Source organism: Waltera acetigignens (assembly GCF_025567015.1).
Lineage (GTDB): Bacteria > Bacillota > Clostridia > Lachnospirales > Lachnospiraceae > Acetatifactor > Acetatifactor acetigignens.
Window position 1 is genome coordinate 113,288 of the sequence record NZ_JAOQJO010000012.1, and the last position, 13,158, is coordinate 126,445.

The 13,158-nt window shown below is 49.0% G+C and carries 14 protein-coding genes and 1 pseudogene; 5 read left to right on the forward strand and 10 right to left on the reverse strand.

All coding sequences use genetic code 11. From position 1 onward, the window contains the following. The 5 genes from OCV96_RS12165 to OCV96_RS12185 form a co-directional block, all read left to right on the forward strand. On the forward strand, positions 1-297 hold a 297-nt coding region (locus OCV96_RS12165), incomplete at its 5' end, for a DUF885 domain-containing protein (RefSeq protein ID WP_262594648.1). Between the two features lie 49 nt (positions 298-346). Next, positions 347-919 carry a TetR/AcrR family transcriptional regulator gene (locus tag OCV96_RS12170; RefSeq protein ID WP_118538595.1) on the forward strand — a complete coding sequence of 191 codons (573 nt, stop codon included), beginning with the start codon at positions 347-349 and terminating at the stop codon, positions 917-919. Positions 920-1,072: 153 nt separating this feature from the next. Next, positions 1,073-3,178, forward strand: coding sequence for an efflux RND transporter permease subunit (locus OCV96_RS12175; protein WP_262594649.1), 2,106 nt, complete (start codon positions 1,073-1,075; stop codon positions 3,176-3,178). A 4-nt stretch (positions 3,179-3,182) separates the two neighbouring features. Continuing rightward, positions 3,183-5,117 carry a hypothetical protein gene (locus OCV96_RS12180; RefSeq protein WP_262594650.1) on the forward strand — a complete coding sequence of 645 codons (1,935 nt, stop codon included), beginning with the start codon at positions 3,183-3,185 and terminating at the stop codon, positions 5,115-5,117. Between the two features lie 116 nt (positions 5,118-5,233). Beyond that, the gene (locus OCV96_RS12185) at positions 5,234-6,181 is read left to right on the forward strand and encodes an AEC family transporter (protein WP_262594651.1); all 948 of its coding nucleotides are present in this window, start codon (positions 5,234-5,236) and stop codon (positions 6,179-6,181) included. A 78-nt stretch (positions 6,182-6,259) separates the two neighbouring features. Here OCV96_RS12185 and OCV96_RS12190 read toward each other — a convergent pair whose 3' ends face one another. From OCV96_RS12190 to OCV96_RS12240, 10 genes and pseudogenes are all read right to left on the reverse strand, one after another. Continuing rightward, complete coding sequence (locus OCV96_RS12190) at positions 6,260-6,784, reverse strand: spore maturation protein (protein WP_022312738.1); 525 nt, start codon at positions 6,782-6,784, stop codon at positions 6,260-6,262. An 8-nt stretch (positions 6,785-6,792) separates the two neighbouring features. Then, complete coding sequence (locus OCV96_RS12195) at positions 6,793-7,488, reverse strand: hypothetical protein (RefSeq protein ID WP_022312739.1); 696 nt, start codon at positions 7,486-7,488, stop codon at positions 6,793-6,795. Positions 7,489-7,733: 245 nt separating this feature from the next. Beyond that, the gene (locus OCV96_RS12200; RefSeq protein ID WP_022152866.1) at positions 7,734-7,988 is read right to left on the reverse strand and encodes a spore coat protein; all 255 of its coding nucleotides are present in this window, start codon (positions 7,986-7,988) and stop codon (positions 7,734-7,736) included. A 12-nt stretch (positions 7,989-8,000) separates the two neighbouring features. Continuing rightward, entirely contained in the window at positions 8,001-8,186 is a 186-nt protein-coding gene (locus tag OCV96_RS12205; RefSeq protein WP_022312740.1) for a hypothetical protein, read from the reverse strand. A 237-nt stretch (positions 8,187-8,423) separates the two neighbouring features. After that, positions 8,424-9,116 (reverse strand): LrgB family protein, encoded by a 693-nt coding sequence (locus OCV96_RS12215; protein ID WP_262594652.1) that lies wholly within the window; start codon positions 9,114-9,116, stop codon positions 8,424-8,426. Continuing rightward, positions 9,117-9,530, reverse strand: coding sequence for a CidA/LrgA family protein (locus OCV96_RS12220; protein WP_022312742.1), 414 nt, complete (start codon positions 9,528-9,530; stop codon positions 9,117-9,119). It lies immediately after the preceding gene. Positions 9,531-9,832: 302 nt separating this feature from the next. Further along, complete coding sequence (locus OCV96_RS12225; protein WP_022312743.1) at positions 9,833-10,006, reverse strand: DUF6472 family protein; 174 nt, start codon at positions 10,004-10,006, stop codon at positions 9,833-9,835. Positions 10,007-10,106: 100 nt separating this feature from the next. Beyond that, positions 10,107-10,952 (reverse strand): 16S rRNA (cytidine(1402)-2'-O)-methyltransferase, encoded by an 846-nt coding sequence (gene rsmI / locus OCV96_RS12230; RefSeq protein WP_262594653.1) that lies wholly within the window; start codon positions 10,950-10,952, stop codon positions 10,107-10,109. Between the two features lie 35 nt (positions 10,953-10,987). Continuing rightward, a complete protein-coding gene (locus OCV96_RS12235) occupies positions 10,988-11,725 on the reverse strand; it encodes a tRNA1(Val) (adenine(37)-N6)-methyltransferase (protein WP_262594654.1) in 738 nt (245 codons plus the stop codon). A gap of 448 nt (positions 11,726-12,173) precedes the next feature. After that, a pseudogene (locus tag OCV96_RS12240) lies at positions 12,174-13,079 on the reverse strand (PSP1 domain-containing protein); the annotation flags it as partial. Positions 13,080-13,158: the final 79 nt, after the last annotated feature.

Sequence of the window (13,158 nt, forward strand, 5' to 3'; positions counted from 1 at the left end):
CTGTTGGATCTCCTGATCCACGGAGAGGGTGCCGGATACGATCAGGTGGCAGAGGTTCTTGGGAAATTCGGTATTGATTCTCCCGGGACCTGCGAAGCAATCTACACTTATATCGCAGAAGAGCCCTGTAATTATCCGAAATATTACATCGGTTATCTGGAAATTCTGCAACTGCAGGACACCGCCAGAAGTCACTGGAAAGATGCTTACTCCGACCTTAGATTCCACACCTTTTATCTGGAACAGGGAACTTCTGATTTTTCCTCACTGGAAGACCTGCTTTTAATGACAAATTAACGTTTTTGTGATAGGATAAAGTGTACGGATCATCAGGTTGGAGGAACCCATGACACAGTTTACAAGCAAGGCTATCGAAGAATCCTTTATCCGGCTGCTGAATGAACGGCCGCTGGATAAGATCACTATAAAAGACATCGTGGATGACTGCGGCATCAGCCGCAACACTTTTTACTATCATTTTCAGGATATCACCGCTCTGTTGGAACACATTCTGAATGCAGATGTGGAGCGGGTACTGTCACAGCATCTGGATATGGACTCCTGGGAGGACGGCTTTATCTCCGCTGCCCGGTTCGCTCTGGAGAATAAGCGTCTGGTCTACCATATTTACAATTCCGTCAGCAGAGAACGGGTGGAGCGCTACCTTTACAGTATCGCCGGAGAGGTCATGCGACTGTATGTATCCAGGATCACGGAACAGGTGGAACATGCGGCTCATAAAAAAGTATTTCCCGAAGATCAGAAAATGGTGGTAGATTTTTACAAATTTGCCCTGGTTGGCATGATTTTAGACTGGCTGAACACCGGAATGAAGAAAGATCCGGAGGGACTGATCCGGCGTGTCGGCGAGATTTTCCACGGAAATATCGAAGCAGCCCTGACCCGTGTGTCCCGTTAATTTGGACATTTGTCCATGTTTGCACATATTTTGGATTATTTAAGAGCAATGCGCAATTTTTGTGCATTGCCTTTTTTTGTCCGTTTTCAAGACTGGATTCCTTGCATACAATACCAATTGAGAAAGAATCGACAACGAAAGGAGCCCTGTTTTATGAAATTTGGTAAATGGGTCGTAAAATGCCGTATTCCTATTCTGATACTGGCAGTTGCACTACTGGTCCCTTCCCTGATCGGTATGATCATGACGCGGATCAATTACGATATGCTGACTTACCTGCCCGGTGATATTGACACGGTAGTGGGTCAGGATATTCTGATGGATGAATTTGGAAAAGGAGCCTTTTCCTTCGTTATTATCGAGGGAATGGATCCCAAGGATGTCTCCTCCCTCCGGGAAGATATTTCCCATGTAGATCATGTGGACACCGTTCTTTGGTATGACGATTTCGCAGATGTTTCCGTTCCCATGGAAATACTTCCTTCCAAACTATATGACGCTTTCAATTCCGGTGACAGCACCATGCTAGCGATCTTCTTCGATACCTCCACCTCCTCCGACGATACTATGGAGGCGATCACAGCGATCCGCAGCATTGCCGGCAAGCAGTGTTTTGTCTCCGGTATGTCCGCCATGGTCACCGACCTGAAGGATCTGTGCGAAAAAGAGGAACCGATTTATGTAGGTATTGCCGTTGCACTGGCCTGCGTAGCCATGATGATCTTCATGGACAACTGGATCACACCGTTTGTTTTCCTGATGAGTATCGGTATGGCAATCCTCTTAAATATGGGTACCAACTATTTCCTCGGAGAGATCTCTTACCTGACCAAAGCACTGTCCGCTGTCCTGCAGCTGGCTGTAACCATGGACTACTCTATTTTCCTCTGGCACAGCTACGAAGAACAGAAGAGTATGTATGAGGATAACAAGGAAGCCATGGCTGTAGCCATCAACAACACTCTGACCTCCGTGGTCGGAAGTTCCATCACCACGGTAGCCGGATTTATCGCTCTGTGCTTTATGAGCTATACCTTAGGTCTGGATCTTGGTATTTTCATGGCCAAGGGTGTCATCCTGGGTGTCATCGGTTGTGTCACAACGCTTCCTTCCATGATCCTGGTACTGGATAAGTTATTACAGAAGACCAGTCACAAATCCCTGCTGCCGGATATGGGAAAAGTTGCTTCAGGTATCACCAAAGTATTCCCGGTATTCCTGATCCTGTTCCTGGGGCTGGTACTTCCTTCTTATCTGTCTTATAAGGCAACCAACAATGAAGTGTATTACGATCTCGGTGAAACCCTTCCCGAAGATATGGCCTACGTGGTAGCCAACAGCAAATTGCAGGAAGACTTCGGTGTAGGTGCCACCCATATGGTACTGGTAAGCACCGATGTATCTGACACTGACGTACGTGCCATGATCCACGAGATGGAAAACGTCGAGGGTATCAAATATGCTCTGGGTCTGGAATCCGTAGTCGGCCCTCTGGTACCAGAGGAAATGCTTCCGGAATCCGTAAAAGAAGTATTAAAGAGTGATGACTGGGAACTCCTTCTGGTGAACTCCGAATATAAGACCGCTACCGATGAGGTAAATGCCCAGATCAATGAGCTGAATACTATTTTGAAAAAATACGATTCCAAGGGCATGCTGATCGGTGAAGCTCCCTGTACCAAGGATCTGATCGAGACCACCGACGAGGACTTCAAAGTTGTAAATACCGTCTCTATCGTAGCGATCTTCGTGATCATTGCTCTGGTAGAAAAAAGTATTACCCTGCCGCTGATCCTGGTAGCTGTTATCGAGTTGTCCATCTTCATCAATCTGGGCCTTGCTCACCTGACAGGAACGTCACTTCCTTTCATTGCCCCGATCTGCATCAGTACGATTCAGCTGGGTGCTACTGTGGACTACGCTATTCTGATGACCACAAGATACAAGCAGGAACGCTACGAAGGCAGGGACAAACGTGAAGCTGTCACCAACGCCCTGAAGGTATCCATTCCTTCCATTATCGTCAGCGCCATGGGACTGTTCTCCGCCACCTTCGGTGTTGCCCTGTATTCCGACGTGGACATTATCAGTTCCCTCTGTGATCTGATGGCAAGAGGCGCTATTGTAAGTATGTTTGCTGTTATCCTGTTCCTGCCGGCCATGTTCATGCTGTTCGACAAGGTGATCTGTGTCACCAGCATCGGCTTCCGGAACAAGAATGCAGAACCCTCCAATACATTGAAAGAAAGGACGGCATAAGATTATGATCAATTTGAAAAAACAAGCCTGGAGAACCGGGGCTCTGTGCCTCGCCGGTGTGGTAGCCTTAAGTGTTACCGGTGTCTCCGTATATGCAAAAACTTCCGAAAAGAAAGAGACCGAGGTCAAGGAGCAGATCCGGGATGCCGTAGATGACATCTGGAAATCCGAAGATACCTCCGCAGCCTCCATTAATGAGACCGTCTATGTGATCCTGAATGCAGACGGAACCCAGCAGAAGATCTACGTCAGCGACTGGCTGAAGAATCAGGGAGAAAAAGATTCCTACACCCAGAGCAATCCCGATAAGGATGCTCCCATTTCCCTGAAAGTTACTTATACGTTGGACGGCAAGGAGATCTCCCCATCAGATCTGAACAGCCAGAGCGGTCATGTAGTGATCCGCTATGATTACACGAACGAATTATATGAGACCCGTGAGATTGCCGGAAAAGAGGAAAAGATTTATGTTCCTTTTGCGGTAATGACCGGTATGATCCTGGATAATGACAATTTCAGCAATATTAAGGTGTCCTCAGGTAAGGTCATCAACGACGGCAGCCACAGCGTTGTCACCGGTATCGTCTTCCCCGGACTGGGTACGAACCTGGATATGGAAGAGGATTTCGACGATTATCTGGAGATTGAGGCCGATGCAACGGATTTCACCATGAATGAATCCTACTGCATCGCCACCAATTCCGTCTTCTCCCGTCTGGATTTCAGTAATGTGGATGATCTCGATGACCTGACAGAGGCAATGGATGATCTGGAGGATGCTACCAACAAACTGTTGGACGGGACTTCCGATCTTTATGATGGTGTCACAGAGCTTTATGACAAATCCGGTGACTTGCAGGATGGTGTAAAAGAACTGTCCGATGGTTCCAACGACCTCCGGGATGGCGCTTACAAAGTAGCTGACGGTACTGTCACTTTAAGAGGCGGTGTCGGTTCTCTGCGGAACGGCATCGGTACACTGCAGGAGGGCACCAAGACCCTGTTAGCAGGTACACAGAGCCTGCAGTCCGGTACTAATGATCTGAAGAATGGTCTCGGTCAGCTGACTGCACAGAATGATACTTTGAACGGCGCTGCCGGCCAGGTATTCGATACTTTGTTGAAAACTGCAGCTTCCCAGTTAACGGCTGCCGGTCTCACGCTTCCGGAAGAATTGACAGTATCTAATTATGCGACCATATTAAATGCTCTGTATCAGCAAATGGAGCCTCTCTCGGATGCTGACGTTGCTCTGGGATATGTCCTACAGCAGGCCGGACTGACGATTGAAAAATATCAGGGTATGATTCAGGCATCCCAGAGCGTATCCTCAGGTGATGCCGCACTTCAGGCAAATTTGAAAACCATTCAGGATAAAGCCACAAGTCTTTCACAAGCTGCCGGCAGCATTGCTGCCTTGAAAGCTTCTCTGGATGGCTATAATCAGTTCTACACCGGTCTCCAGACTTACACCGCCGGTGTAGCATCCGCAAGTGCCGGTGCTTCCAAACTGGCTGACGGTTCCGCCCAGGTCGTTGCCGGTGCTTCCCAGTTAAAGGATGGCGCTGACAAACTGGCTGACGGAAGTAAAGAGCTGTATGATGGTGCTGATACTTTAGTAGAAGGTGCCAGAGATCTGGCCTCCGGCAGCGGCAAACTGGCTAACGGCGTAAACGAGCTTTCCGATGGAAGCGATAAGCTGATCGATGGTATCAGTCAGCTGAAGGATGGTTCCAAAGAATTAAAGGACGGCATGATCGAATACAATGACGAAGCCATCAGCAAACTGACTGATATGGATACCGATGAACTTCAGGAAGTGATCGATCGTATGAAAGCTACCTCTTCCGTATCCGAAAATTACAACTCCTTCACCGGAGACAATAACGGTATGGACAGCAGTGTGAAATTTATCTACAAAATCAACGCTGTAAAATAAAACATCACAAGCCCGTAACTTGACAAAGCCCCTCTCCTTTTCTATACTTGCAAAAGGAGAGGGGCTTTTCGCTTCCTATATTCCGCTTCCGATAGCAGAAAGGCATACAAATTCCCATGGAACAACTATTATTCAGTCTCAATGCAACGATCCCCGTATTCCTGGTCATGGTGATCGGTTATGTTTTACAGCAGCTGCATGTTACCAACGACTCTTTTGTCAAAACCCTGAATTCATTCAATTATAAAATCACCCTGCCCGTACTTTTGTTCAAGGACATGTCCACTGCAGATTTTTACAGTGTATGGGATACCGATTACGTGCTGTTCTGCTTCTTCGTGACCCTGTTCTGCATCGTCATCACCTGGGTCGTGGCAGGCATTTTTTATAAGAACAAATCTCGTCTGGGAGAGCTTGTCCAGGCAAGCTATCGAAGCAGTGCCGCTGTCCTGGGTATCGCCTTTATACAGAACATCTACGGGAACTCCGGCATGGCTCCCTTGATGATCGTGGGTACGGTTCCCCTGTACAATATCGCTGCCGTGCTGATCCTGTCCTTCACCGGACCGGATGCAAAGGGCTTCGATAAGGAATCCCTGCTGAAATCCCTAAAAGGGATCATCACGAATCCGATCATTATCAGTATCGCCCTGGGCATGCTGTCCAGCGCCTGCCGGATCAGTTATCCCGTGATCATTTCCAAGACCATCAGCAATATTGCCGTACTGGCTACCCCTCTGGCCCTGATCGGTCTGGGTGCCGGATTTGAAGGCCGGAAAGCTCTGAAGCTGCTGGCTCCCACCGGAGTAGCCACCGTGTTAAAACTGGTGGTATGGCCTGCTCTATTCCTGCCATTGGCCGTGCATTTCGGTTTCACCGGAGAAAAGCTGGTAGCGATCCTCATTATGCTGGGCTCTCCCACCACTGTCAGCTGCTATATCATGGCAAAAAACATGAACCACGAAGGAACTTTGACTTCCAGCGTGGTCGTTGCCACCACGTTTTTAAGTTCCGTTACCCTGACGGTGTTCTTGTTTATTTTGCGAAGCTTGCAGTTGATTTAGTTATATGATGCCCACGAATTGTTCCGTGCTGCGCACTCTCACAATTCTACCCAATATTCGCCTATCGTGGGATTATCATCACATTTTTCCCGCAAGGAAAATACTTGCCACTGTTCCCGCTAACGTTGCCAGCAATGCCCCCGGCAGCGTGTAGCGGGTTTTTGTTACTTTTGCTGCCAGAAAATACACGCTCATGGTGTAAAAAATAGTCTCGGTACAGCTCATGAGGATCGAAGTCAGCATCCCGGCATAAGAATCCGGCCCACAGGTCTTAAAAATATCCAGTACCAGCCCGGTTGCCGCAGAGGAAGAGAACATTTTCACAATAAGGAGCGGTATCAGCTGTGCCGGAAGTCCCACCGCCTGTGTGGCAGGTCCGATCAGATGCCCCAGCAGGTCAAAAAAGCCGGAGGTCCTGAGAATCCCCACTGCCATCATCAATCCTACCAGTGTCGGAAGGATCTCCACAACGATGCGCAGGCCCTCTTTGGCCCCTTTCAAAAAAGTCTCATAGACCTTCACCCCCGAGACCATCCCATAACCCACGATCCAGAAAATCACCATGGGAATCATAATATCTGACATGTGTGTCAATGCGTTCATCATGATCCTCACCTGTCCTTCCATTTACAGTAAATGATGGCAATGATCGTACTGAACAGTGTGGCCACCAGCGCCGGAGCAATGATCACCGCCGGATTGGCGCTGCCGTACTGGCTACGATAGGCGATCATATTGACCGGGATCAGCTGTAAGGATGAAATATTCAGAATCAGGAAGGTGCACATTTCGTTGCTGGCTGCCGTGGCCTCTGCTCCATACCGCCGATCCTCCGATCCCTGTCGTCCCTTCTCCGTCCCCTGCCCTGCCACTGGTCGTAACTGCCTGTTCACAGGCTGCATCCTCTGCTGCTCTATCCGTCGCTGTTCTGCCCTCTGTTTCTCCAGCTCCGCCAGCTGCTCCATGGCCTTTAATCCAGCCGGCGTGCAGGCCCAGCCAAGCCCCAGGACATTGGCAATGAGATTCGTGGTTATGTATTCCCCTGCCGGGTGATCCTCCGGGAGCCTGGGGAACATGAATTTCAGAAAGGGGCGAATCCCTTTTGTCATTTTCGCGATCATTCCAGACTCCTGCGCGATCTCCATCAGTCCCATCCACAATGCCATGACCCCCGCCATGGTGATGCAGAGGCTCACGGCCTCTCTGGCACTGTCTAACGCGCCTCCCGTCAGTGCGCTCATCTGCCCGGTACAGACACCATAGATCACGCCTAACAGGATCATTCCTGCCCAGATATAGTTAAGCATCTCATAAACCGCCTGCTATTCCTTCGTTTCACTATATGCAGGCAGCGGTATGTCCTATGCGGCACAGGTCACCTTTGCACGTTGCTCCCGACGGGATGTCACATGCAAAATGAGCCTTGCGGGCAGTGCTCCCTGCCAGATTCAACGCTTCTTATCAAGTGCACTAAAATAAACCTCCCGGGAATAAATTCTCCGGGAGGTTTACTCTAAACTACATTTATAAGTTATATTTATTACCTTCGGATCTACAGAGTTCCCTGTGTGAACAGGCTTCTCACATGTGCCACTTCTTCTGCGGTGGCTTTCTCCGCCGGCACATAATAAGACTTCTCTCTGGCGATCTGGTACAGTTCCTCCTGGGACTGCTCACAGGCCGTACGGAACTGCTTCAGTGTCTGTTTTAACTCCTTATTCTCCGACTGGGCGATCATTCCCGCATAACGGGTCAGCTCGCCGTTGATTCCGGCCAGAGTATCTGCTACCATTGTCTTTTCCTGCATTCTGCTGCCTCCTTACTGCAAAAACTTCATAAGCTGCTGTTTGTTCTCCATCGCGCTGCGAGCACCCTTTTCAAAAAACTGTTTTACCTTCGGGTCCTCCGCTTCCTTGGCGTACTCCTGCATTTTGCAGTGGGTCGTGTCAAAACCGCCGATCAGATGGCGCAGATTCTGCAGATCTAATTCTGAAATATCACTCATGCTGTTAACCTCCTTTTTCTTATTTGCGAGGTTAGTATGCGCAGGATATTTTTTTATATTCAATAAATATGATACCTACGAATTGTTCCGTGCTATGCACTTCCACAATTCTCCCCACTATTCGCATATCGTGGGATTATCATCCCTCTTTTATGCTCATATTGGGGACGGATCCCAAGGTCTTTCAACCAGCCATGAGCAAGCTCATGCGGCTTTAGACCTTTTACCCTGGTATCATTAAATAAAATTGGCAAATATAGATACCGAAATCACGGTCAAAATACCACAGACCACGATGGACAGACTGCTCATGGCGCCTTCGATCTCACCCAGTTCCATGGCTTTTGCAGTTCCCAGCGCATGAGCACTGGTACCGATGGCAAGACCTTTGGCAATAGGATCCTCGATCTTACACAGGCGGCAAATCGTATCTGCCAGAATATTACCTAAGATTCCGGTGACAATGATGACAACTACGGTAATGGTCACGATCCCACCCATTTTTTCAGAAATCCCCATACCGATAGCCGTGGTAATGGACTTCGGCAGAAGCGTTACATACTGCTCATGATTCAGACCGAACATCATGCTTAAAGCAAAAACGCTCACCATGGCAGTCAGCACGCCGGCGATGATTCCGCTGAAAATGGCCTTGGGATAAGTCTTTAACAGCTCCAGCTGACGATACAGAGGCACTGCCAGGCTGACCGTTGCCGGAGTCAGGAAAATACTGATATATTGCGCACCGTTTGCATAGGTCTCATAATCTATATGGAACAATAACAATACTGCCACGATCAGGATTACGGAGATCAGTAAGGGATTGGCAATGGCTTTTCCGGTCTTTTGCTTGATCCACAGACCGATCTCGTAGGTGACCAGTGTAATAGCAATGCCGAAAAATATGGACTGACTCAATATTTCATTCATTTATCTGTCCTCCTTATCATCTGCGGCAGCTTTGGTTCCGACCGTCTGCATGGCTGCGGCACCTTTGTTTTTCTGCCCCCGGATAATATGCTGGGATACCCGACCTGTCACAATCATGATCAGTACCGTGGATACCACCGTGATCACGCAGATGGGAAGCAGCATCTCTTTTAAAGCATCCACACTTGCCATGATTCCCACGGTAGCGGGTACGAACATAATGGACATGGCATCCACGAGGAAATCCGCTGCGGTCTCCACCTTTTCCAGTGGGATCAGCTTCGTGATCAGCCCCACCAGCATGATCACCAGACCATAAACGCTGGCTGCGATGGGAAACGGGATCAGGATCTCCAGAAGCTCTGCCAAAAAGGAGATTCCCAGGATAATCGAAAATTGCTTCACATATTTCATGATATTGTCACCCTACCTGTTAACTTTAGTATTTCATTTCTTTGATGTCGGGGTCAAAAGCCCCCGACTTTGATGCTCATATCAGGGCGGGTCCTAAGGTCTTTCACCCACCTATGAGCAAGCTCATGTGGGCTTAGACCTTTTGACCCTGGCATCATCATTATATTGCACACAAACAAAAGAAGCTGCGTACTATTTTTCAGTACGCAACTTCGTATTATACTACTCGGTTTTTACTTTCACAATCAGCATTCTCTACCATTTAAGTAGACTTTTTGACCTTGCTTTCGTGAATTTTTACCTTACATCTGGTGTCTTACCACCGCATATTCGTCATCCAGTCGAAAGTAGGGACATTCCTGCTGGGTTCCGGATAAAAAGCGGTACATTTCATCTTCATCCAGATTCACCATGCAGCAATAGCATTCATAGTCTTCGTCATATTCATAATTGACACAAGCGTCACAATTAGTCATTTTCCCTCTCTCCGCATATGCCTTTCATGGATGTATCCTACATTATCCTCATATGCTTTTGTCTGTTTTGCTTCGGTTTCATTATGGTATTTTCACTGTTTCATAAGTTGCCATGCAAGTACTGATAGATTTCCCGTTTTCCGACACCCCTGTCTTTTGCCACCTGCTTCATGGCGGATTTATTATCCATGCCCTGCTCTTCGTAATAAGCCATATGTTCTTCAATGCTCATGGATTCCCAGGATGCGATCTCTTCCTGTCGTTTCTCTTCCGGACTTTTCCCTTCCACTACCAGGACATATTCCCCGCGGGGCTCCTCTGTCTTGTAGTAATCCAACGCCTTTTCCAAAGTGGTGGGGAATACGGTCTCGAACTTCTTGGTCAGTTCACGGCACAACGTGATCCGCCGCTCCCCCAGTGCCGCATACAGTTCCTCCAGTGTCCGGATCAGATGATGAGGAGCTTCATAGAGGATCATGGTACGGCTCTCGGTCTTCAGTTCCTCCAGGATCATTTTCTTTTCCTTTTTATCTGCAGGCAGAAATCCTTCAAAGCAAAACCTTCTCGTACTGAGTCCCGACAAAGTCAGCGCCGTAATGCATGCTGCCGGACCCGGCAGAGAAGTGACGGGAACGCTCTGCTCCTGGCACATCCGCACCAGTACTTCACCGGGATCGGAGATCGCCGGGGTACCGGCATCAGTGACCAGTGCAATATTCTGTCCATTCAGCAGCTGTCCTACCAGCTGGTGCGCTTTTTCTACTTTATTGTACTCGTGGTAACTGGTCATAGGTGTGTGGATGTCGAAATGATTCAGCAGCTTGATACTGTTACGGGTATCCTCCGCCGCGATCACATCCACCGTCTGCAGGGTCTCCACCACCCGCGGTGTCATATCACCCAGATTTCCGATAGGCGTCGCACACAAATATAAAGTTCCGGGCATGAGCTCCTGCCTCCTTTCCAAATCACTTTCCCTTTTTAATATCCATATATATCATATATTTCCGGCATATATACTCCCGGCGCCTGGTATACGATCAGCGGCTTCTCCACCGTCATGCGGGGTTTGCCGCCTCGCACCGCCTCGATGAGCACCATATTGGGCTCCTTGTCGATGTAGGGATATACCAGCTGCATCCGTTTCGGCTCCAGTTTGTATTTTACCAGCATGGTCATGATCTCCGCCAGCCGAAAAGGGCGATGTACCATGTAAAAATGTCCGCCGGGCTTTAACAGTTTTGCTGTCCTGCTGACCACATCCTCCAGCGTGCAGAGCACTTCGTGTCTGGCGATTGCTTTTGGTTCCTCCGGGTTCGTCAATCCATGCTGTCCGATCATATACGGAGGATTGCAGGTAATACAGTCAAAGGAAGCAGCCGGGAAAATCTGGTCTGCTTCCTTGATGTCTCCTGTCACGATGTCAATGCGATCCTGCAGGTCATTCAGTGCCACGCTGCGTCTCGCCATATCTGCGCTCTCCTCCTGGATTTCCAGTCCGGTGAGATGAGAACAGTGGTATTTTGCCTCCATCAGAAGCGGGATGATCCCGGTGCCTGTGCCAAGGTCAAGCATCGTATCCTTTTCTCTGGCATGGGCAAATCCTGTCAGAAGCACCGCATCCATACCGAAACAAAATTTCTCCGGATTCTGTATGATCTGATAACCGTTCCGCTGAAGGTCATCGATCCGCTCTTTTTCCTTCAGTTCAACCTTCATTCGTATTCTCCGGTTTTCTTCCGTTACCATTATTACCGTTATTCCCGTCTCTTCTGCCGCCGTGTCTCGGTCTTCTGCGGGAAGAATTGTCCCGCTGGGATCTGCGCTCGCCTTCCTGACTGTTACCGCCTTCCTGTTGTATCTGACTGCCTGAACGGGACTGCTCATTGCCGTTCTCCCTTACCTGATCCGGACGGTTCTCGCGGCGTCTGTCACCTCGATTATTATCCCTGCGGTTCTCACTTTTGTTGCCATTGTCACCACCACGGTTGTCATTGCGGTTCTGATTCTCGCCGTTACGGTTATTTTCCCCGCGGTTATTATTTCTGCGGTTGTCGTCCCTGCGTCCGTCGCGTCTGCGGTTTTCTCCACGGTTGTCACCACGATTCTCTCCGTCAGTTCTCTGCTCTCTGCGGTCCTGACGCTGCTCCGCACGTTTTTCTGCGCGTTCTTCCGCTTCTTCCTTCTCCTCGATCTCCTCTAACTTCTCGAGTTCCTTCTGTTCTTCCTTAGACAGTTCCTGACCGCCCTTTTTGCCGCGGCGTCTCTTGAATTGTAACGTGTCTGCCTCGTACTCCTTCAGTTCCTTCTCGTCACCGGCTTCTACCAGTACCTTGACCAGCTGACGCAGTACGTTGACGCTCTGTACTTCTCCATGCAGTCCGTCCGCCGTCTGGACATAGTCGCCCACACCGGGAAGCTTGCGGTTCAGTTCCTCGTAAGTGTCTTCCTCATTTTTCAGACAGCACATCAGTCTGCCGCAGACTCCGGAGATCTTCGTCGGATTCAGGGACAGATTCTGCTCCTTCGCCATCTTGATGGATACCGGTACGAAATCCGACAGATAGCTGTGGCAGCACAGAGGCCTTCCACAGATGCCGATACCACCGCGGATCTTTGTCTCATCACGGACACCAATCTGACGCAGCTCGATACGGGTCTTGAACACACTTGCCAGATCCTTTACCAGTTCGCGGAAGTCGATACGTCCATCCGCCGTAAAATAGAACAGCACCTTGTTATTATCAAAAGTATACTCCGCATCGATCAGCTTCATTTCCAGACCATGCTTTAAAATCTTCTCCTTACAGATCTTGAAGGCTTCCTTTTCTTTTTCTTTGTTGGCAGCCTCCTGCTCGATATCTCTCTCTCCGGCGATCCGCATCACAGGCTTCAGCGGCTGGATCACCTTGTCATCCTCCACTTCATGCACTCCCGCAACGACCGTGCCGAACTCAATACCTCTGGCGGTCTCCACGATCACGTGGTCGCCTCTCTTTATCTCAAGCTGCAACGGATCGAAGAAATATACCTTGCCCGCTGTACGAAATCTTACACCAATTACTTTTGTCATATCTATCTACCTCACTGATGCCGTTGGCATCTTCTAATAAATTAAAATAACGTAGCTATTCAGCACCCCATCGCAAAAT

What these genes read in the sequence shown, in the direction of transcription:
- OCV96_RS12195 (WP_022312739.1), bottom strand. Translation starts at nt 7,488, where the DNA reads ATGCTTAACTATATCTGGGCAGGAATGATCCTGTTAGGCGTGATCTAT.
- OCV96_RS12170 (WP_118538595.1), top strand. Translation starts at nt 347, where the DNA reads ATGACACAGTTTACAAGCAAGGCTATCGAAGAATCCTTTATCCGGCTG.
- OCV96_RS12225 (WP_022312743.1), bottom strand. Translation starts at nt 10,006, where the DNA reads ATGACTAATTGTGACGCTTGTGTCAATTATGAATATGACGAAGACTAT.
- rsmI (WP_262594653.1), bottom strand. Translation starts at nt 10,952, where the DNA reads ATGCCCGGAACTTTATATTTGTGTGCGACGCCTATCGGAAATCTGGGT.
- OCV96_RS12185 (WP_262594651.1), top strand. Translation starts at nt 5,234, where the DNA reads ATGGAACAACTATTATTCAGTCTCAATGCAACGATCCCCGTATTCCTG.
- OCV96_RS12215 (WP_262594652.1), bottom strand. Translation starts at nt 9,116, where the DNA reads ATGAATGAAATATTGAGTCAGTCCATATTTTTCGGCATTGCTATTACA.
- OCV96_RS12175 (WP_262594649.1), top strand. Translation starts at nt 1,073, where the DNA reads ATGAAATTTGGTAAATGGGTCGTAAAATGCCGTATTCCTATTCTGATA.
- OCV96_RS12180 (WP_262594650.1), top strand. Translation starts at nt 3,183, where the DNA reads ATGATCAATTTGAAAAAACAAGCCTGGAGAACCGGGGCTCTGTGCCTC.
- OCV96_RS12200 (WP_022152866.1), bottom strand. Translation starts at nt 7,988, where the DNA reads ATGCAGGAAAAGACAATGGTAGCAGATACTCTGGCCGGAATCAACGGC.
- OCV96_RS12205 (WP_022312740.1), bottom strand. Translation starts at nt 8,186, where the DNA reads ATGAGTGATATTTCAGAATTAGATCTGCAGAATCTGCGCCATCTGATC.
- OCV96_RS12190 (WP_022312738.1), bottom strand. Translation starts at nt 6,784, where the DNA reads ATGAACGCATTGACACACATGTCAGATATTATGATTCCCATGGTGATT.
- OCV96_RS12220 (WP_022312742.1), bottom strand. Translation starts at nt 9,530, where the DNA reads ATGAAATATGTGAAGCAATTTTCGATTATCCTGGGAATCTCCTTTTTG.
- OCV96_RS12235 (WP_262594654.1), bottom strand. Translation starts at nt 11,725, where the DNA reads ATGAAGGTTGAACTGAAGGAAAAAGAGCGGATCGATGACCTTCAGCGG.